Annotated in this window: 17 protein-coding genes; 13 read left to right on the top strand and 4 right to left on the bottom strand. The window is 73.8% G+C overall.

Annotated features, from left to right (window positions below):
* Window positions 1-70 precede the first annotated feature (70 nt).
* The 4 genes from iolC to JJV70_RS00525 all read left to right on the top strand — a co-directional run bounded on the left by iolC (window position 71) and on the right by JJV70_RS00525 (window position 4,925).
* Window positions 71-1,030, top strand: coding sequence for a 5-dehydro-2-deoxygluconokinase (gene iolC / locus JJV70_RS00540; protein ID WP_219045478.1), 960 nt, complete (start codon window positions 71-73; stop codon window positions 1,028-1,030).
* Window positions 1,031-1,094: 64 nt separating this feature from the next.
* Window positions 1,095-1,976, top strand: a complete 882-nt coding sequence (iolB, locus tag JJV70_RS00535; protein WP_219045477.1) for a 5-deoxy-glucuronate isomerase — start codon at window positions 1,095-1,097, stop codon at window positions 1,974-1,976.
* Window positions 1,973-3,853, top strand: a complete 1,881-nt coding sequence (gene iolD, locus JJV70_RS00530) for a 3D-(3,5/4)-trihydroxycyclohexane-1,2-dione acylhydrolase (decyclizing) (protein ID WP_219045476.1) — start codon at window positions 1,973-1,975, stop codon at window positions 3,851-3,853. Before iolB ends, iolD begins: the two co-directional genes overlap by 4 nt.
* Before the next feature lie 73 nt (window positions 3,854-3,926).
* A complete protein-coding gene (locus tag JJV70_RS00525) occupies window positions 3,927-4,925 on the top strand; it encodes a Gfo/Idh/MocA family oxidoreductase (protein ID WP_219045475.1) in 999 nt (332 codons plus the stop codon).
* A gap of 283 nt (window positions 4,926-5,208) precedes the next feature.
* Here JJV70_RS00525 and aceB read toward each other — a convergent pair whose 3' ends face one another.
* Both aceB and JJV70_RS00515 read right to left on the bottom strand, forming a co-directional pair.
* Complete coding sequence (gene aceB / locus JJV70_RS00520) at window positions 5,209-6,831, bottom strand: malate synthase A (protein WP_219045474.1); 1,623 nt, start codon at window positions 6,829-6,831, stop codon at window positions 5,209-5,211.
* Between the two features lie 247 nt (window positions 6,832-7,078).
* A complete protein-coding gene (locus tag JJV70_RS00515) occupies window positions 7,079-7,690 on the bottom strand; it encodes an NTP transferase domain-containing protein (protein WP_219045473.1) in 612 nt (203 codons plus the stop codon).
* Window positions 7,691-7,752: 62 nt separating this feature from the next.
* On the opposite strand from JJV70_RS00515, the gene JJV70_RS00510 reads away from it, so the two are divergent.
* Both JJV70_RS00510 and JJV70_RS00505 read left to right on the top strand, forming a co-directional pair.
* The gene (locus JJV70_RS00510; RefSeq protein WP_257573114.1) at window positions 7,753-9,066 is read left to right on the top strand and encodes a cytochrome P450; all 1,314 of its coding nucleotides are present in this window, start codon (window positions 7,753-7,755) and stop codon (window positions 9,064-9,066) included.
* Window positions 9,067-9,406: 340 nt separating this feature from the next.
* On the top strand, window positions 9,407-9,739 hold the full coding sequence (locus JJV70_RS00505) for a DUF5955 family protein (RefSeq protein ID WP_219045472.1): 333 nt from the start codon (window positions 9,407-9,409) through the stop codon (window positions 9,737-9,739).
* 12 nt (window positions 9,740-9,751) lie between these two features.
* Here the strand turns inward: JJV70_RS00505 and JJV70_RS23345 are convergent, their stop codons facing one another.
* Together JJV70_RS23345 and JJV70_RS00495 are read right to left on the bottom strand one after the other, a co-directional pair.
* The gene (locus JJV70_RS23345) at window positions 9,752-10,234 is read right to left on the bottom strand and encodes an SSI family serine proteinase inhibitor (RefSeq protein WP_308294615.1); all 483 of its coding nucleotides are present in this window, start codon (window positions 10,232-10,234) and stop codon (window positions 9,752-9,754) included.
* Window positions 10,235-10,291: 57 nt separating this feature from the next.
* Entirely contained in the window at window positions 10,292-11,110 is an 819-nt protein-coding gene (locus JJV70_RS00495) for an IclR family transcriptional regulator (RefSeq protein WP_219045471.1), read from the bottom strand.
* A 307-nt stretch (window positions 11,111-11,417) separates the two neighbouring features.
* Here JJV70_RS00495 and allB point away from each other — a divergent pair, with 307 nt between their 5' ends.
* The 7 genes from allB to JJV70_RS00460 all read left to right on the top strand — a co-directional run bounded on the left by allB (window position 11,418) and on the right by JJV70_RS00460 (window position 18,631).
* Complete coding sequence (allB, locus tag JJV70_RS00490) at window positions 11,418-12,776, top strand: allantoinase AllB (protein ID WP_219045470.1); 1,359 nt, start codon at window positions 11,418-11,420, stop codon at window positions 12,774-12,776.
* Window positions 12,773-13,888, top strand: a complete 1,116-nt coding sequence (gene alc / locus JJV70_RS00485) for an allantoicase (RefSeq protein ID WP_219045469.1) — start codon at window positions 12,773-12,775, stop codon at window positions 13,886-13,888. Before allB ends, alc begins: the two co-directional genes overlap by 4 nt.
* 154 nt (window positions 13,889-14,042) lie before the next feature.
* A complete protein-coding gene (locus JJV70_RS00480) occupies window positions 14,043-15,029 on the top strand; it encodes a substrate-binding domain-containing protein (RefSeq protein WP_219045468.1) in 987 nt (328 codons plus the stop codon).
* Window positions 15,026-16,099, top strand: coding sequence for an ABC transporter permease (locus JJV70_RS00475; protein WP_219045467.1), 1,074 nt, complete (start codon window positions 15,026-15,028; stop codon window positions 16,097-16,099). Before JJV70_RS00480 ends, JJV70_RS00475 begins: the two co-directional genes overlap by 4 nt.
* Entirely contained in the window at window positions 16,096-16,905 is an 810-nt protein-coding gene (locus JJV70_RS00470; protein ID WP_219045466.1) for an ATP-binding cassette domain-containing protein, read from the top strand. Before JJV70_RS00475 ends, JJV70_RS00470 begins: the two co-directional genes overlap by 4 nt.
* Window positions 16,905-18,092 carry an ROK family glucokinase gene (locus JJV70_RS00465; RefSeq protein WP_219045465.1) on the top strand — a complete coding sequence of 396 codons (1,188 nt, stop codon included), beginning with the start codon at window positions 16,905-16,907 and terminating at the stop codon, window positions 18,090-18,092. The genes JJV70_RS00470 and JJV70_RS00465 overlap by 1 nt, the downstream gene beginning before the upstream one ends.
* Window positions 18,089-18,631, top strand: a complete 543-nt coding sequence (locus tag JJV70_RS00460; protein ID WP_219045464.1) for a hypothetical protein — start codon at window positions 18,089-18,091, stop codon at window positions 18,629-18,631. The genes JJV70_RS00465 and JJV70_RS00460 overlap by 4 nt, the downstream gene beginning before the upstream one ends.
* The last annotated feature ends 33 nt before the right edge of the window (window positions 18,632-18,664 follow it).

Below are 18,664 nucleotides of genomic sequence, written 5' to 3'. Positions count from 1 at the left end.
AGGGGCGAGGATGTCAGGCGCGTGGGGTAGGCACCTGGGGGAAGTACCACAGTCCGCCGGAAAGGGCACGATGAACGAGCCACTGGACGTGATCACGATGGGCCGCATCGGTGTGGACCTCTACCCGTTGCAGACCGGCGTACCCCTGCCGCAGGTGGAGACCTTCGGCAAGTTCCTCGGCGGCTCCGCGACCAACGTCGCCGTGGCCGCCGCCCGCCTCGGCCGCTCCGCCGCCGTCATCACCCGCACCGGCGACGACCCGTTCGGCGCGTACTGCCACCAGGCGCTCGCGGACTTCGGCGTGGACGACCGCTGGGTGACACCGGTAGCCGCCTACCCCACGCCCGTCACCTTCTGCGAGGTCTTCCCGCCCGATGACTTCCCGCTGTACTTCTACCGCCAGCCCACGGCACCCGACCTGGAGATCCACCCCGGCGAACTCGACCTCGGCGCCATCCGCGCGGCCCGCGTCTTCTGGATGACCGGCACCGGCCTGTGCGCGGAGCCCAGCCGCGCCGCCACCCTGCACGCACTCGCCGCCCGCGCCCGGCGCGGCCCCACCGTGTTCGACCTCGACTGGCGCCCGGTGTTCTGGGCCGGCGCCGATCCGTGCGCCGCCCGCCCGCTCTACCGGGAGGCGCTGGCCCACGCCACCGTCGCCGTCGGCAACCTGACCGAGTGTGCGGTGGCCACCGGCGAGCGGGACCCCGTGGGCTGCGCACGGGCGCTGCTGGACGCGGGTGTGGAGCTGGCCGTCGTCAAGCAGGGGCCGCGCGGGGTGCTCGCGGCGCACCGGGACGGCACCACCGCCGAGATTCCGCCCCACCCGGTGGAGGTCGTCAACGGACTCGGCGCCGGGGACGCGTTCGGCGGCGCCCTGTGCCACGGGCTGCTCGCCGGCTGGGAGCTGGAGCGGGTGATGCGGTACGCCAACGCGGCCGGGGCCCACGTCGCCGCCCGCCTGGCCTGCTCGGCGGCCATGCCCACCGCCGCCGAGGTCGAGGTGCTGCTGGCCACCGGTGCGCCGTGACCGGCGGCACGGCGCACCGCGCCACGCCCGGTGGGCGGCTCCGCGATGGGGAAGGCTTGGCCGCATGAGCCACACGCGTTTCCACCTGCCCGCTGGCAGTGCCGCCACCGGCCCCTACGCCCTGTCCGTCGATCCGCAGACGGCCCGCTGGAGCCACAGCTCCCTGCGGGTACTCGAACTCGGCCCGCACACGCCGTTCACCTTCGACACCGGTCCCAGCGAGTGGATCGTGCTCCCGCTGAGCGGCGCCTGCGCGGTCGAGACCGACGGGCGGCGCTTCACCCTGGACGGCCGTGACAGCGTGTTCACCTCCGTCACCGACTTCGCCTACGCCCCCCGGGACGCCGCCGTCACACTGACCAGCGCCGCCGGGGGCCGGTTCGCGCTCGCCGGGGCCCGCTGCGAGCGCCGCCTGCCCGCTCGCTACGGCCCGGCCTCCGGCGTCCCCGTCGAGCTGCGGGGCGCCGGGAACTGCTCGCGGCAGGTCAACAACTTCGCCGCCGCCGACGTCTTCGACGCGGACCGGCTCATCGCCGTCGAAGTGCTCACCCCGGGCGGCAACTGGTCGTCCTACCCGCCGCACAAGCACGACGAACACCGCCCCGGCGAGGAGTCACAGCTGGAGGAGATCTACTACTTCGAGGTCGCCCCGCACGGCGACACCCCCGGGGTCGGCTACCAGCGGGTGACCCCCTCCGGCCACGGCTTCGGCACCGACGTGCTGGCCGAGGTCCGCACCGGGGACGCCGTACTCATCCCCGACGGCTGGCACGGCCCCTCCATCGCCACCCCCGGGCACGCCCTGTACTACCTCAACGTAATGGCGGGCCCCGGCCCGCAGCGGGCCTGGCTCATCCAGGACCACCCCGACCACGCCTGGGTCCGCACCACCTGGCGGGCGGACACCGCCGACGCCCGGCTGCCGTTCTACGAGGAGGCCCGTTGACGCCGCCCGCGCCCGCCCGCAGCCACCGGCTCACCGTCGCGCAGGCGCTCGTGCGCTTCCTCGCCGCCCAGTACACCGAGCGGGACGGGCGGCGGCACCGGCTGATCGGCGCCACCTGGGGCATCTTCGGCCACGGCAACGTCGCCGGGCTCGGGCAGGCGCTGCTGGAGTACCAGGACCGCATGCCGTTCCTCCAGGGCCGCAACGAACAGGCCATGGTGCATGCCGCGGTCGCCCACGCCCGGCACACCAACCGGCTGCGCGCGCAGGCGGTGACCACGTCGATCGGGCCCGGCGCCACCAACCTCGTCACCGGCGCCGCGCTCGCCACCGTGAACCGGCTGCCCGTGCTGCTGCTGCCCGGCGACACCTTCGCCACCCGCCCCGCCGACCCCGTCCTGCAGCAGCTCGAAGTGCCCTACGCCGGTGATGTCTCCGTCAACGACGCCCTGCGTCCCGTCTGCCGCCACTTCGACCGCGTCACCCGCCCCGAAGCGCTGATCCCCGCCGCGCTCCAGGCCGTGCGGGTGCTCGCCGACCCGGGGGAAACCGGCGCCGTCACCCTCGCCCTGCCGCAGGACGTGCAGGCCGAGGCACACGACTGGCCCGCGGAGTTCTTCGCCGACCGGGTGTGGCCGGTGCGCCGTCCGCTGCCCGAACCCGGCGCGCTCGCCGAGGCGGTGACCGCGATCCGGTCCGCGCGCCGTCCGCTGCTGATCGCGGGCGGCGGCATCCACCACAGCGAGGCCGAGGACGCCCTGCGCGCCCTCGCCGACGCCACCGGCATTCCCGTCGCCTCCACCCAGGCGGGCAAGGGCTCGCTGCGCCACGACCACCCCGCCGACGTCGGCGGCATCGGCCACACCGGCACCGCCACCGCCGACGACCTCGCCCGCACCGCGGACCTCGTCATCGGCGTCGGCACCCGCTACACCGACTTCACCACCGCCTCCGGCACCCTCTTCGCCCACCCCGGGGTATGCTTCGTCAACCTCAACATCGCGCCCTTCGACGCGCACAAGCTCTCCGCCACCGCCCTCGTCGCCGACGCCCGCACCGGGCTGGAGGCGCTGGGTGAGGCGCTCGCCGGACACCGGGTGGAGACGGCCTACGCCGCACAGTACCGCGCGGCCAGGGAGCGCTGGGAGCGCCAGGTGACCGCCGCCTACGCCGGGGACGCCGCCGCCCGGCCCACCCAGACGCAGGTGCTCGGCGCGCTGGACGCCACCGTCGGGGACACGGACGTCGTGGTGGGCGCCGCCGGGTCCCTCCCCGGTGACCTGCACAAGCTGTGGCGCGCCCGCTCCCCGCGCCAGTATCACGTGGAGTACGGCTACTCCTGCATGGGCTACGAGATCCCGGCCGCGCTCGGCGTCCGGCTGGCCGCGCCCGGCACACCGGTGTGGGCGCTCGTCGGCGACGGCACGTACCTGATGATGCCCACGGAGCTGGTCACCGCCGTCCAGGAAGGGGTGAACCTCAACGTCGTCCTGATCCAGAACCACGGATACGCCTCCATCGGCGGGCTGTCGGAGGCGGTCGGCGGCGAGCGCTTCGCCACCGCCTACCGCTACCGCGCCGCTGACGGCACCTACACCGGCGACCCGCTGCCCGTCGATCTCGCCGCGAACGCCGCCTCGCTCGGCCTGGACGTGCTGCGCGCCGCCACCCTGGGCGAGCTGCGCGAGGCGCTGGCCACCGCCCGCGCCTCCACCCGGCCCACCTGCGTCCACGTCGAGACCGCCCCGGCTCCCACCGCGCCCGGGGCGCAGGCGTGGTGGGACGTGCCCGTCGCCGCCACCGCCACCCGGGCCGCCGCCCGCGCGGCCCGCCCCGCGTACGACCGCCAGGTGTCCGCCCGCCGCCGCCACCTGTGAACGCCGCTGATGGAGGGCAGCGGACACCCGCCCCGGGACCACCCAACGACCAGCGAAAGAAGGTTTAAAGCCCGTGCGTATCGGACTCCTCGGCACCGGCCGCATCGGTGCCTTCCACGCCCGCACGCTCCGGGACCTGCCCGGCGTGCGCGAGCTTCTCCTGGCGGACGCGGACCCCGCGCGCGCGGGCGCCGTCGCCTCCGCCGTCGGCGACGGAGCTCACGCCCTGCCCACCCCGGCCGACCTGCTCGCCGCCGGGGTGGACGCCGTCGTTATCGCGGCGTCCACCACCGCGCACGCGGAGCTGATCGTCGCCGCCGCCCGGGCCGGGGTGCCCGCGTTCTGCGAGAAGCCGCTCGCGGCCGACCTGGCGGGCACGCTCACCGTGCTGGACGAGGTCGCGGCGGCGGGCGCCGTGCTCCAGATCGGCTTCCAGCGCCGCTTCGACGCCGGGTACGCCGCCGCGCGCGAGGCCGTGCGCTCCGGCCGCCTCGGCCGCCTGCACACCGTGCGGGCGCTCACCGCCGACCCGGCGCCGCCCCCCACGGGCTACCTGCCGCTGTCCGGCGGGCTCTACCGCGACTGCCTGGTGCACGACTTCGACGCCCTGCGCTGGGTGACGGGGCGGGAGGTGGTGACCGTGCACGCGGTCGGCTCGGACGCGGGGCCCGCGATGTTCCGCGAGGCCGGGGACGTGGACACCGCGGCGGCCGTGCTCACGCTGGACGACGGCACGCTGGCCACGGCGACGGCGACGCGGATGAACGGCGCCGGGTACGACGTGCGCATGGAGCTGGCGGGGGAGCGGGAGACGATCGCCGTCGGGCTCGGCCCGCGCACGCCGCTGACGTCGGTGGAGCCCACGGCGCCGGGGCGCGCGGGCCCGCCGTGGCCGGGGTTCCTGGAGCGGTTCGGCCCGGCGTACGCGGCCCAGCTCGCTGCGTTCGTGGCCCTCGTCCGGGGCGAGCGGGCCAACCCGTGCGACGGCTGGGAGGCGCTGCGGGCGCTGCGCGTCGCGGAAGCGTGCGAGGAGTCCCGCCGCGCGGAGCGCCCGGTACGGGTGAGCCCCTGACCCTTCCCCAAGCCTCCGGCCGGGGCTCCACCCCGTCTTCTTGCGAACCAGGGGCGGCTGGCCCAATCTCCCTGTGGCTTTGCCACCGGGGGCGTCGCCCGGCCCACGGCCCCAGGGCGGGGCTCACTCCCAGACAGGGTGGGCCTGCGGAGGAAAGACCTGGCCCCGACTGCCGCACGAGGGCGCGGCAGTCGGGGCCAGGGGCGGAGCCCAGTACCGGTGGGGAGATGCCCCCGGACGGCGGGGCAGCCGAACCGGGTGGGCGTTCGCCCAGCGAGCGGCCTCAGCCCAGCAGTTCGTACGCCGGGAGGGTGAGGAACTCGGCGTAGTCCGCGTCGAGCGAGACGCGCAGGAGCAGGTCGTGCGCCTGCTGCCACTGGCCTGCGGCGAACGCCTCCGCGCCGAGTTCCGCGCGCACCGCCGCCAGCTCGCGGTCCGCGATCTCGCGCACCAGGTCGGCCGTCACCGTGCGGCCGTCGGCGAAGACGACGCCCGCGTCCACCCACTGCCAGATCTGCGAGCGGGAGATCTCCGCCGTCGCCGCGTCCTCCATGAGGCCGAAGATGGCCACCGCGCCCAGGCCGCGCAGCCACGCCTCGATGTAGCGCATGCCGACCTGCACGGCGTCCACCAGACCCTGGTAGGTCGGGCGGGCGTCGAGTGAGTCGATGGCGATGAGGTCACCGGCGGCCACGCGCACGTCCTCGCGCAGCCGGTCCTTTTGGTTCGGCTTGTCGCCGAGCACCGCGTCGAAGGAGGCGCGCGCCACTGGCACCAGGTCGGGGTGGGCGACCCAGGAGCCGTCGAAGCCGTCCCCGGCCTCGCGGTCCTTGTCGGCCTTGACCTTGGCCAGCGCCCGCTCGTTGGCCTCGGGGTCGCGGCGGTTGGGGATGAACGCGGCCATGCCGCCGATCGCGTGGGCGCCGCGCTTGTGGCAGGTGCGCACCAGCAGTTCGGTGTAGGCGCGCATGAACGGGGCCGTCATCGTCACGGCGTTACGGTCGGGCAGGACGAACTTCTCGCCGCCGTCCCGGAAGTTCTTGACGATGGAGAACAGGTAGTCCCAGCGGCCCGCGTTGAGGCCGGAGGCGTGCTCGCGCAGCTCGTAGAGGATCTCCTCCATCTCGTACGCGGCGGTGATCGTCTCGATGAGCACGGTCGCGCGCACGGTGCCGCGCGGGATGCCGAGGTAGTCCTGGGCGAAGACGAAGACGTCGTTCCACAGCCGCGCCTCCAGGTGCGACTCCGTCTTCGGCAGGTAGAAGTACGGGCCCTTGCCCGCGTCCAGCAGGCGCTGGGCGTTGTGGAAGAAGTAGAGCCCGAAGTCGACGAGGGCGCCGGGGACGGGACGGTCGCCCATGCGCAGGTGCCGCTCCTCCAGGTGCCAGCCGCGCGGGCGCATGACGACGGTGGCCAGCTCGGCGTCGGGCCGCAGGGCGTAGGACTTGCCGCGGGCGTCGGTGAAGTCGATGCGGCGCTCGTAGGCGTCGATCAGGTTGGCCTGACCGCCGATGACGTTCTCCCAGGTGGGAGCGGACGCGTCCTCGAAGTCGGCGAGCCAGACCCGGGCCCCGGAGTTGAGCGCGTTGATGGTCATCTTCCGGTCGGTGGGACCGGTGATCTCGACCCTGCGGTCCTCCAGGGCGGGCGGCGCGGGGGCCACCTGCCAGTCGCCGTCGCGGATGTGCGCGGTCTCGGGGAGGAAGTCCAGGCTGGAGGTGCGGGCGATCTCGGCGCGGCGCTCGGCGCGGCGGGCGAGCAGCTCGTCGCGGCGCGGGGTGAACCGCTCGTGGAGCGCGGCGACGAAGGTCAGCGCCGCTTCGGTCAGCACCTCGTCCTGCCGGGCGGGAGCCTGGCGGGGATCGACATCGACGATGGCCAGCGGTGACGGCGCTGGTGCGGACATGGGCTGTCACTCCTCTTGGGTCTCCGAACCGACCCTGGCCACGCTGCTGCCCCCTTGAGGGTAAGGGGCCGGTGGGCTGGGCCGCCGGACTTCCGTGCTCGTGGTACACGCATGCGGCACGGGGTGCCACACGCCTTCGGAAATGGAGCCTAGTTTCCTCATAGTGGAACTTCAATAGTTTGTTGATGTCGAGATGGATGACATCGAGAAAGACGATGTCGAGAGACGTTCCTCGCGGCGAGCCGCGTCACGCCAGCCGCCTCAGGTCCTCCGGTGTGTCGATATCACCCGGATCGGCCACATCCGCACACTCCACCAACGTAAGCGCTGCCGCGTGCGCGCGCAGGTACGCCCGCGCACCCCGGTCACCGGCCGCCGTCTGGGCGACCGGGGCCCAGTGTGCGGCACCCAGGAGCACCGGGTGCCCGCGTTCCCCGCCGTATGCCGCCGCCGCCAGCACGCCGGGGCCGCTCGCCGCCGACCGTACCCGGGCGATCGCCTCCGCGCCGATCCCGGGCTGGTCCACCAGACCCACCAGCGCCGCCTCGGTGTGCGCGGCGCTTCCGCCGAGCGCCCGCAGGCCCACCCGCAGCGACGAGCCCATGCCCTCCTCCCACCGCGGGTTGTCCAGCACCACGCACCCCGCCAGCTCCGCCTCCGCGCGCACCCGCTCCCGCGCCGCGCCCAGCACCACGTACACCGGCCCGCAGCCGCCCGCCCGCAGCGTGCGCACCGCGTGCTCCACCAACGGCCGCCCCCGGTACGGCAGCAGCGCCTTCGCCCGGCCGCCCAGCCGGCGCCCGCCCCCGGCCGCCAGCAGCAGCCCGGCCACCCGATTCCCACGCTCCCGCTCGTCCATGCCCCTGACCCTACGGAGCGCCTGACCCGCCCCGCGCCCGGCCGCCGGTGACCATGACGGCCATGACACCCACGCCACCCACCAGCCCCATGACCCCGCACGCGACACCCGTGGCCCCTTCCCCCACCAGCGCCCCGCCCCTCCTCACCAACCCCACCGACCCCCGTTTCTGGCACCAGCCACCGGCCGCCCAGCACGCCGCCTTCGCCGCCCTGCGCCGCCTGGAGGCCCCGGCCCGGCTCACCGATCCCGCCACCGGACGCGACGTCTACGCCCTCGTGCGGCACGCCCACGTGGTCGAGGCCAGCCGCACCCCGCGTGTCTTCGTCAGCGCGCCCGGCGTCACCACGCCCGAACCGGCCCGCTGGGTGCGCGCCCTGTTCGGTGACTCCATGGTCAACCTCGACGACCCCGAGCACGCCCGCCTGCGCCGCACCGTCTCCCGGGCCTTCTCACCGCGCGTCCTCGCCGACGCCGAGCGTGATATCGACACCGTGTGCGCCCGCACCGTGGACGCGATGATCGCCGAGCGGCCCGCCGACTTCGTCACCGCTGTCGCGTCCCGGGTGCCGTTCGAGGTCATCTGCACCATGATGGGCATCCCCGACCGCTACCGCCCCGAGATCCTGGCCCGCGTCAACCACGCGTCGGAGAACATCGGCGTCGCCCGCTCCCGGCTGCGCGTCCCGGGCAAGGGCCTGCGCGCGCTCGCCCGGATGCGGTGGATGATCGGGCGGCTCGCGCGGGAGCGTCGCCGCCACCCCACCGGCGACCTGGTATCCGCCCTGGTGCACGCCGACCTCGACGGACAGGCACTCACCGCCCGCCAGCTCGGCGCCTTCTTCTCCCTCCTCATGGTCGCCGGTGTCGAGACCACCCGGAACGCGCTCGCCCACGGCCTCACCCTGCTTACCGACCACCCCAGACAACGCGCCCTGCTCGCAGCCGACTTCGAGCGTCACGCCGAGGGCGCGGTGAACGAGATCGTCCGCCACGCCACTCCGATCATCCAGTTCCGCCGTACCGTGGCCACCGAGTACGCCATCGGCGGACGCCTGCTGCGCCCCGGCGACAAGGTGGTCCTCTTCTTCGCTTCCGCCAACCGCGACGAGACCGTCTTCCCCGACCCGCACACCTTCGACATCACCCGCGCCCCCAACCCCCACCTCGGCTACGGCGGAGGCGGCCCCCACTACTGCCTCGGCGCCCACCTGGCGAAACGGGAGATGACGGCCCTCCTGCGCGAACTGCTGACCCGCACCCCGGACATCCGGGCCACCGCGCCACCGGTCCTGGCCCCCTCCACCTTCGACCACCGCGTCCGCTCCCTCCCGTTCACCTTCAGCCCACCGGCCGCGCCGCCACCGGGGAGGTGACCGGGTGGGGCGTCAGGCGGCGCGCGCGGAGGGCGGCGCTGTGCGTTTCGTTGCGCGGGGGAGCGTCCGCTGGCCGGTGTTGGAGATTTTCGGCCGAGTAGGGACGCGGGCCCGCTGCCTGGGGGAGGCGGCCTGTGCTGAGGCGTCCTCGGGTGACGGCGCTGACCGGCGCCCGGGGCGCGGCTGGTTTTAGCAATCCGTGTGGACGTATGCGCGGAGGGTGGCGTTTACTGTCCCTCCCCAGCCTCCGGCGGCTGACCACCGCCACGGGAGGCGGGATGTTGAGCATGCGCGATTCGAGCCGGCTTCCAGGTGGGGACAGACGTTGCGAGGCGATTCGATGGAACCGACAGCGGTGCGGCACCAGCGTGCGTGGCGGGCGGAGACCGTCGGCGTGGCGGCCGATCCCCGCATCGCGGCCCTGCGGCTGGCCGTGTCCCGGATGGGCCGCGAGCTGGCCGCGCATCCCGGGACACTGGCTGACCGGGACGTGGCCGAGGAGCAGCTGGCGGTGATCGAGGCGATGGCCGCCGGACCGGTAGAGCTGACCCGGCTGCGGCACGCCCTGCTGCTCACCGTCAGCGCGCTGGGCTCGGTCAGCGCGCTCGCCGAGCCGCTGGGCGAGCTGCGCGGAGCCATAGCCCTGTTCGGCGCACCGCCACCGCGCGGCTGAGCGCCCGGCCCTTCAGAAGCGGAACAGCGAACCCGTGTCGGCGTGCAGGAAGCACGGGCTCGGGTAGCTCGCACGCCACTGGACCGGGCGCCCCCGGTAGGAGCCGGACGCCGTGGCGGTGACCGGGTCGGGCGCACGGCCGCACCGGCGGGCGCCCGCGTAGGCGTCGTCCGGGGTCGCGATGCTGGCGATGTCGCCGTGGGCGGCGGCCAGCGCGGCACACGCCTGCTCCGCGCGCGGGTGGTAGCCCGAGGCGGGGTCGCAGCGCAGCTCGACGCCGCGCACCCAGGTGGCGTCCGCGCCGCCCACGGTCAGGAACAGGTGCTCCCAGGCGCCGGCCGCCCGGGCCGGGCCCGGGATGCCACCGCACACCAGGGTGGCGGCCAGCAGCGCGGTGAGCCGGGTGCCGGTGCGCCGGGCGGCACCGGTTCGGGCCGTGGCGGGGGCGGTACCGGTTAGGGCGGCGGCTCGGGCGGGGGTCGGCTTGACAGGCACACCCGGTCAACGAGCCCGGCGCCCCGGAGTTGCGCTCCGGGGCGCCGGGCTGTGCTCTCAGGCGCCGGGCGTGCCGTTGCCGTTCACGGGGGCGGCGGTGGTGGCCAGCGCGGCGGACAGCTCGCGGGCGACCTCCTGGAGCAGCGGCACGATCTTGTCCGTCGCGGCGTCCGTGACCCGCCCGGCCGGGCCGGAGATGGAGATCGCGGCGGCGGTGGGGGAGTCGGGCACGGGGACGGCGATGCAGCGCACGCCGACCTCCTGCTCGTTGTCGTCCAGCGCGAAGCCGCGCTCGCGCGTCAGCTCCAGGGCCTGGAGGAACCCCTCTGGCGTGACGATGGTGCGCTCGGTGGCGGCCGGCATGCCGGTGCGGGCGAGCAGGGCGCGCACCTCCTGCGGGTCGTGTCCCGCCAGCAGCGCCTTGCCCACGCCCGTGGAGTGCGGCAGCACCCGGCGTCCGACCTCGGTGAACATGCGCATGGAGTGCCGGGAGGGCACCTGGGCGACGTACACGGCCTCGTCGCCGTCCAGCAGCGCCATGTTCGCCGTTTCGCCGGTCTCTTCCACCAGCCGCGCCAGGTACGGTCGCGCCCAGGTGCCCAGCAGGCGGGAGGCGCTCTCGCCCAGCCGGATCAGGCGCGGTCCGAGCGCGTACCGGCGGTTGGGCTGCTGCCGGACGTAGCCGCAGGCCACGAGCGTGCGCATGAGCCGGTGGATGGTGGGCAGCGGCAGTCCGCTGGTGCCGGACAGTTCGCTCAGGCCCACCTCGCCACCCGCGTCGGCCATCCGCTCCAGCAGGTCGAAGGCGCGTTCCAGGGACTGCACACCCCCGGACGCCGCGGGGGCGGAAGAGGTCTTGCGCTCGGACGGCGGCACGTCGCGTTTCCTTTCGGCCGGATGGGGCGCATGCTACCGGTCCACAGCCGTCCGGGGCGGACCGGTCGCAGGGCCCCCACCATGGGGTTATCGCCGGTCCGGGGCGTTTGTCCAGTTCTGCCGCGTGCTCATCGGTGCCCCCGCTAGCCGGAACTACATTCCGTGATGCGAAAAAAATGATCCATTTTGTGGAAACCTCTAATCTCCCCCACTTCGCCCCCGCCCAGCCCGGGGGACTCTTGACGTGTCCGTTCCGGAAGTGAAGACTCTTTCAACAGAAAGTTGAAACTCACGAAGGAGGGCCCGGTTGACCGCCACCCCGTCCAGTCCTGATCTCGTACTGCGCTCGACGCGCGTCGTGACGCCGGAAGCCACCCGGGCCGCGTCCGTCCTCGTCAGCGACGGGCGGATCACCGACGTCCTGCCCCACGAGGCCGCCCTGCCAGGTGGCGCCGACCGGATCGTGGACCTCGGTGACGACGTGCTGCTCCCCGGGCTCGTGGACACCCACGTCCACGTCAACGACCCCGGGCGCACCGAGTGGGAGGGCTTTTGGACGGCGACCCAGGCCGCGGCCGCCGGTGGCATCACCACCCTCCTGGACATGCCGCTCAACAGCCTGCCGCCCACCACCACGGCCGCGGGCCTGGCCGTCAAACAGGACGTGGCCCGCAGCAAGGCCCACGTGGACACCGGCTTCTGGGGCGGCGCCATCCCCGGCAACGTGAAGGAGCTGCGCCCGCTGCACGAGGCCGGGGTCTTCGGCTTCAAGTGTTTCCTGTCCCCCTCGGGCGTGGAGGAGTTCCCCGAGCTGGACGCGGCTGGGCTGGAGGCCGCGCTCACCGAGATCGCCTCCTTCGACGGCCTGCTCATCGTGCACGCGGAGGACCCGGCCCACCTCGGTTCCGCCCCCCAGCCGCACGGCCCGCGCTACGCCGACTTCCTCGCCTCCCGGCCCCGCGCCGCCGAGAACGACGCCATCGCGCTGCTCATCGATCTGGCCCGCAAGCTGGACGCCCGCGTCCACGTCCTGCACCTGTCCTCCTCCGACGCGCTGCCGATGATCGCCGCCGCCAAGCGCGAGGGCGTCCGGGTCACCGTTGAGACCTGCCCGCACTTCCTCACCCTCACCGCCGAGGAAGTGCCCGACGGTGCCACCGAGTTCAAGTGCTGCCCGCCCATCCGCGAGAAGCACAACCAGGACGCCCTGTGGGCCGGGCTCGCCGACGGCACCATCGACTGCGTCGTCTCCGACCACTCGCCCTGCACCGCGAGCCTCAAGGTGCCCGACTTCGGACAGGCGTGGGGCGGCATCTCCTCGCTCCAGCTCGGCCTGCCCGCCGTGTGGACCGAGGCCCGCCGCCGCGGCCACGCGCTCGCCGACGTCGTGCGCTGGATGTCCGCCGCCCCCGCCGAGCTGGCCGGGCTGCACGGCGACAAGGGCGCCATCGCGCCGGGCCGGGACGCCGACTTCGCCGTGCTCGCCCCGGACGAGACCTTCACCGTTGACCCGGCCGAGCTGCACCACCGCAACCAGGTCACCGCCTACGCGGGCAAGACGCTGCACGGCGTCGTCCGCTCCAGCTGGCTGCGCGGCGAGCAGATCACCGACCACGGTCGCACCATCGCCAAGACCGGCCGACTCATCGAGAGGACCTCCGCATGACCGCCCAGCCCCGCTTCACCGGCGACGCGAACCCGTACGGCGGCGGCGACCCGTACGCGGACTACCGCACCGCGGACTTTCCCTTCACCCAGCTCGCCGACCTCGCCGACCGGCGCCTGGGCGCTGGCGTCATCGCCGCCAACGACGAGTTCTTCGCCCAGCGCGAGAACATGCTGCTGCCCGGGCGCGCCGAGTTCGACCCCGAGCACTTCGGCCACAAGGGCAAGATCATGGACGGCTGGGAGACCCGCCGCCGCCGCGGCACCATCGCCGATGTCCCGCACCCGGCCGACGACGACCACGACTGGGCGCTGGTCCGCCTCGGCGCGCCCGGCGTGATCCGGGGCATCGTCGTGGACACCGCGCACTTTCGCGGCAACTACCCGCAGTCGGTGTCCATCGAGGCGACGGCGGCCCCGGTCTCCGCCTCCCCCGAAGACCTGCTCGCCGACGATGTGAAGTGGACCACGCTCGTCCCGCGTACCGCGGTCGGCGGCCACGCGGCCAACGGCTTCGCCGTGGACGTCGAACAGCGCTTCACCCACCTGCGCGTCAACCAGCACCCCGACGGCGGCATCGCCCGCCTGCGTGTGCACGGCGAGGTCGTGCCCGACCCGGCGTGGCTGACGGCGCTGGGCACCTTCGACGTCGTCGCGCTGGAGAACGGCGGCGCCGTCGAGGACGCCTCCGACCGCTTCTACTCCCCGGCCACCAACACGATCCAGCCCGGCCGCTCCCGCAAGATGGACGACGGCTGGGAGACCCGCCGCCGCCGCGACCAGGGCAACGACTGGATCGCCTACGCGCTGACGGCCGAGGCCGTCATCCGCGCGGTGGAGATCGACACCGCCTACCTCAAGGGCAACTCGGCGGGGTGGGCCGCGCTGGTGGGCAAGAACGGCGCCGACGGCGCGTGGGTGGAGCTGCTGGACCGCGTCAAGCTGCAGCCCGACGCCGTGCACCGGTTCCTGCTGAAGGACGCCCCGGCACTCACCCACGTCCGGCTGGACATCTTCCCCGACGGCGGCATCTCCCGCCTGCGGCTGTTCGGCTCGCTGACCGCCGCCGGCGCGGACACCCTCGCCGCGCGGCACCAGGAGCTGGGCGGCTGACTCCACCCCCTCCCCCAGCGTCCGGCCGGGGGAGGGGCCGGGCACCCCGCCCCCTGGCGCGGGCGCGCGTTGTCCGATACTTGTGCGGTTGGAAACGGGACCGCTACCAAAGGACTGACCGCGTGTGACCAGGCGCGTACGCAGCAGCCGGCTGATGACGACCACCGCCACCCTGCTCGCGTTGGCCCTGGCTGCGGCAGGGTGCAGCGGCACCGGCGGCAAGCGCGCCGAGGAGGAGCGCGAGCGGCAGGCAGCCGGGGGGAAGGCGGCCGTTGACACGCCGCGGTGGACGTTCGCGATGGTTACCCACTCCGGTGCGGGCGACACCTTCTGGGACATCGTGCGCGCGGGCGCCGAGCAGGCCGCCGTCAAGGACAACATCGAGTTCCTCTACTCCGCCGATCCCGCCGCCGGTGAGCAGGCACAGCTCGCGCAGGCCCGCATCGACCAGAAGGTGGACGGGCTGATCGTCAGCCTCGCCAAGCCGGAGGCGATGGAGGCCGTCGTCCGCGAGGCGGTGGCCGCGGGGATTCCCGTGGTCACCGTCAACTCCGGACAGGACGTCTCCGCCGGATTCGGCGCGCTCGCGCACATCGGCCAGGACGAGGTCACCGCGGGCCGGGCCGTCGGTGCGGAGCTGAACGAGCGCGGACGCACCAAGGCCGTGTGCGTGCTGCACGAGCAGGGCAACGTGGGCCACGAGCAGCGCTGCGACGGGGTGCGGGAGACCTTCGGCGGTCCCGTGGAGAACCTGTACGTGGACGGGACCAGCATGCCCTCGGTGCAGTCCTCGATCGAAGCGGAACTGCAGTCCGACGCCGGCGTGGACTCCGTCGTCACCCTCGGCGCGCCCTTCGCCGCCACCGCCGCGCGCGCCGCCGGCCAGGCGGGCAGCGAGGCCCAGATCGCCACGTTCGACCTCAACCCGGCCGTCGTCACCGGCCTGCGGGAGGGCACCGTGACCTTCGCTGTGGACCAGCAGCCCTACCTCCAGGGCTACGAAGCCGTCGATCTGCTGTGGCTCCACCGCTACAACGCCACCATGCTGGGCGGCGGCGAACCCGTGCGGACCGGCCCGCAGATCCTCACCGGGGACGATGCCGAAGCCCTCGCCGAGTACACCGCCCGGGGCACCCGGTGACGGCCGGTACCGCCTCCGCCCCGGCCGCGCCCCCGCGCCCGGACGGACCCACCGGCCCCGTGCCCGGGCGGCGCCGGGCCGCCCGCGTCCTGCTGGCCCGGCCGGAGCTGGGTGCCGTCGTCGGCGCGCTCGCGGTGTTCGTGTTCTTCGCCCTCGTCGCCGACAGCTTCCTGCGCCCGGGCAGCCTGTCCACGGTGCTCTACGGGGCGTCCACGATCGGCATCATGGCGGTCCCGGTGGCGCTGCTGATGATCGGCGGCGAGTTCGACCTGTCCACCGGAGTCATGGTCACCAGTTCGGCGCTGGTCTCCTCGATGTTCAGCTACCAGCTGACGGCGAACGTGTGGGCCGGAGTCGGGGTGTCGCTGCTGGTGACGCTCGGGTTCGGCCTGTTCAACGGCTGGATGCTGGTCCGCACGAAACTGCCGAGCTTCATCATCACGCTCGGTACGTTCCTCATGCTGACCGGTCTGAACCTGGGCGCCACCAAGCTCATCTCCGGCGGCGTCGCCACCAAGACGATCTCCGACATGGAGGGCTACCCCAGCGCCAGCGCCCTGTTCGCCTCCCAGCTGGTCATCGGCGGTGAGGTGCGGGTGCGCGTCACCGTGCTGTGGTGGCTCGGCCTGATGGCGCTGGCGACCTGGGTGCTGCTGCGCACCCGCGCGGGCAACTGGATCTTCGCCGCCGGCGGCAGCGCGGACGCCGCCCGCGCCGTCGGCGTCCCCGTCGCCCGTACGAAGATCGGCCTCTACCTTGGCGTCGCGCTGTGCGCGTGGATCTCGGGACAGCACCTGCTGTTCACCTACGGCGTCGTGCAGTCCGGCGAGGGAGTCGGCAACGAGCTGATCTACATCGCCGCGGCCGTCATCGGCGGCTGCCTGCTCACCGGCGGCTACGGCTCCGCGGCGGGCGCGGCCGTCGGCGCGCTGATCTTCGGCATGACGGAGAAGGGCATCGTGTACGCGCAGTGGGACCACAGCTGGTTCAAGTTCTTCCTCGGCGCCATGCTGCTGCTCGCCACCCTGCTCAACGCCTGGGTCCGGCGCCGGGCGGAGGCCACCCGATGACCGGCCCGGCCGCTCAGCCGGTGCTCGCGCTGGAGGACATCACCAAGTCCTACGGCACCGTACGCGCCCTGCACGGCGTGTCGCTCACCGTGACGCCGGGGGAGGTCACCTGCGTCCTGGGCGACAACGGCGCCGGCAAGTCAACCCTCATCAAGATCGTCTCCGGGCTGCACCAGCACGACGGCGGCACCTACCGCATCGACGGCGCACCGGTGCGCCTGGCGTCGCCGCGCGAGGCACTGGAGAGGGGCATCGCCACCGTCTACCAGGACCTCGCCGTGGTGCCGCTGATGCCGGTGTGGCGCAACTTCTTCCTCGGCTCCGAACAGCACACCGGACGCGGCCCCTTCCGCCGCCTGGACGCCACCCGCATGCGGGCCACCACCCGCGAGGCGCTGGCCCGCATGGGCATCCACCTGCGCGACGTGGACCAGCCCATCGGCACCCTCTCCGGCGGCGAGCGGCAGTGCGTGGCCATCGCCCGCGCGGTCCACTTCGGCGCCCGCGTGCTGGTGCTGGACGAACCGACGGCGGCGCTGGGGGTCAAGCAGTCCGGCACGGTGCTGCGGTACGTCGCCGCCGCCCGGGACGAGGGCCTGGGCGTCGTGCTGATCACCCACAACCCGCACCACGCCCACCTCGTCGGCGACCGGTTCGTGCTGCTCAAACGCGGCGCCATGGCCGCCAGCCACGCCCGGGCGGACGTCACGCTTCAGGAGCTGACCCGCCAGATGGCCGGGGGCAGCGAGCTCGACCAGCTCCGCCACGAGCTGCGGGGCCTTCAGGGTGAGGCACAATCGAGCTGATGAGTACGTACCGTGACCGCGCCGCCCACGGCTCGACCCGGGCCACCGTGCTGCACACCATCGCCACGCGCGGCACCATCGCCCCCCGCGAGCGGCGCTCCCACCTCTCCGCACCCCGGGTGCCCACCGTGGGCATCGACATCGGCGGTACGAAGGTGATGGCCGGAGTGGTGGACGCGGACGGCGTCATCCTGGAGAAGGTGCGCGCGGAGACGCCGGACAAGTCCAAGAGCCCCAAGGTCGTCGAGGACGTCATCACCGAACTCGTGCTCGACCTCTCCGACCGGCACGACGTGCACGCCGTCGGGATCGGCGCCGCCGGATGGGTGGACGCCGACCGCTCCCGCGTGCTGTTCGCCCCCCACCTGGCCTGGCGGGACGAGCCGCTGCGCGCGGCGCTCCAGGAACGGCTGGCCGTCCCCGTCATGGTGGACAACGACGCCAACACCGCCGCCTGGGGCGAGTGGCGCTTCGGCGCCGGACGCGGCGAGAACCACCTGGTGATGATCACGCTCGGCACCGGTATCGGCGGCGCGATCCTGGAGGACGGCCGGGTCAAGCGCGGCACGTACGGGGTGGCCGGGGAGTTCGGCCACATGCAGGTCGTCCCGGCCGGACACCGCTGCCCGTGCGGCAACCGCGGCTGCTGGGAGCAGTACAGCTCCGGCAACGCGCTGGTGCGCGAGGCACGTGAACTGGCGGCGGCCGACTCGCCGGTGGCGCACAACATCGTGGACCGGGTGGGCGGCGAGGTGCGCGAGATCACCGGGCCGCTCATCACCGACCTGGCCCGCGAGGGCGACGCGATGTGCGTGGAACTGCTGGGCGAGATCGGCACCTGGCTCGGCGTCGGCCTGGCCAACCTCGCCGCCGCGCTCGACCCGTCCTGCTTCGTCGTCGGCGGCGGCGTCAGCGCGGCCGACGACCTGCTCATCGAACCGGCCCGCGCCTCCTTCCGCCGCCATCTGACCGGGCGCGGCTACCGGCCCGAGGCCCGCATCGTGCGCGCCGAACTGGGCCCCGAGGCGGGCATGGTCGGCGCCGCGGACCTGGCCCGCCTCGTCGCCCGCCGCTTCCGCCGCGCCACCCGGCGCCGGCTGGAGCGCTACGAGCGCTACGAGCGGGCCGCCGCGCAGCTCGGCCTCACCTCCCGCTCCGACCGGACGGGCCGGGAGCTGAGCCGGTGACGGCGCCCGGCTACCCGCCGCCCCTGCGCCCCCGCCGCCGCTGGCTCACCGCGATCGTCGTCGCCTTGCTCATCGCGATCCCGGCCGGGTACCTGGCGCTGTCCGCCCACCAGAGCCGGGACAGCGGCAAGAACAAGCAGACCATCGCCTCGGCGACCGGCCTGATGTGGCACTGGCCGCGCAAAGTGACCCGGCGCGTGTTCGAGGTGCCCATCCCCCCAGGCTCCACCTACGTCGGCTACTACGAGGCCAACAGCTGGGACACCAGCTCGCTGTACGTGCAGTTCCGCACCTCGCCGGAGCAGCTGGAGACGTTCCTGGGCAGCCTCGGCACCAGCCCCGGGGAGCTGTCCTCGCAGGCGCCCGGTGTGACCGGGCGCGAGGCCGACGCCGTCGGCTGGGACCTCGACCACCCCGGGCGGCACTACGTCCACACCACGGTGGACCTGCCCGGCCTGCGCCCCAGGGTCGCCGTCACCGTGGACATGAGCAAGCCGGAACGCCCGCAGGTCTACGTCGTCTCGACGGTCACGTTCTGAGCGTTTCCGCGCCCGCCCGGAACCGGACGCCGT

Source organism: Streptomyces sp. JJ66 (assembly GCF_019303495.1).
Taxonomy (GTDB): domain Bacteria; phylum Actinomycetota; class Actinomycetes; order Streptomycetales; family Streptomycetaceae; genus Streptomyces.
The sequence above is the reverse complement of the archived record's forward strand: the minus strand, read 5'-3'. Positions and strand labels throughout refer to the sequence as shown.

What these genes read in the sequence shown, in the direction of transcription:
- JJV70_RS00510 (WP_257573114.1), top strand. Translation starts at nt 7,753, where the DNA reads ATGACACCCACGCCACCCACCAGCCCCATGACCCCGCACGCGACACCC.
- aceB (WP_219045474.1), bottom strand. Translation starts at nt 6,831, where the DNA reads ATGTCCGCACCAGCGCCGTCACCGCTGGCCATCGTCGATGTCGATCCC.
- iolB (WP_219045477.1), top strand. Translation starts at nt 1,095, where the DNA reads ATGAGCCACACGCGTTTCCACCTGCCCGCTGGCAGTGCCGCCACCGGC.
- JJV70_RS00515 (WP_219045473.1), bottom strand. Translation starts at nt 7,690, where the DNA reads ATGGACGAGCGGGAGCGTGGGAATCGGGTGGCCGGGCTGCTGCTGGCG.
- JJV70_RS00465 (WP_219045465.1), top strand. Translation starts at nt 16,905, where the DNA reads ATGAGTACGTACCGTGACCGCGCCGCCCACGGCTCGACCCGGGCCACC.
- iolC (WP_219045478.1), top strand. Translation starts at nt 71, where the DNA reads ATGAACGAGCCACTGGACGTGATCACGATGGGCCGCATCGGTGTGGAC.
- JJV70_RS00470 (WP_219045466.1), top strand. Translation starts at nt 16,096, where the DNA reads ATGACCGGCCCGGCCGCTCAGCCGGTGCTCGCGCTGGAGGACATCACC.
- JJV70_RS00505 (WP_219045472.1), top strand. Translation starts at nt 9,407, where the DNA reads ATGGAACCGACAGCGGTGCGGCACCAGCGTGCGTGGCGGGCGGAGACC.
- JJV70_RS00480 (WP_219045468.1), top strand. Translation starts at nt 14,043, where the DNA reads ATGACGACCACCGCCACCCTGCTCGCGTTGGCCCTGGCTGCGGCAGGG.
- alc (WP_219045469.1), top strand. Translation starts at nt 12,773, where the DNA reads ATGACCGCCCAGCCCCGCTTCACCGGCGACGCGAACCCGTACGGCGGC.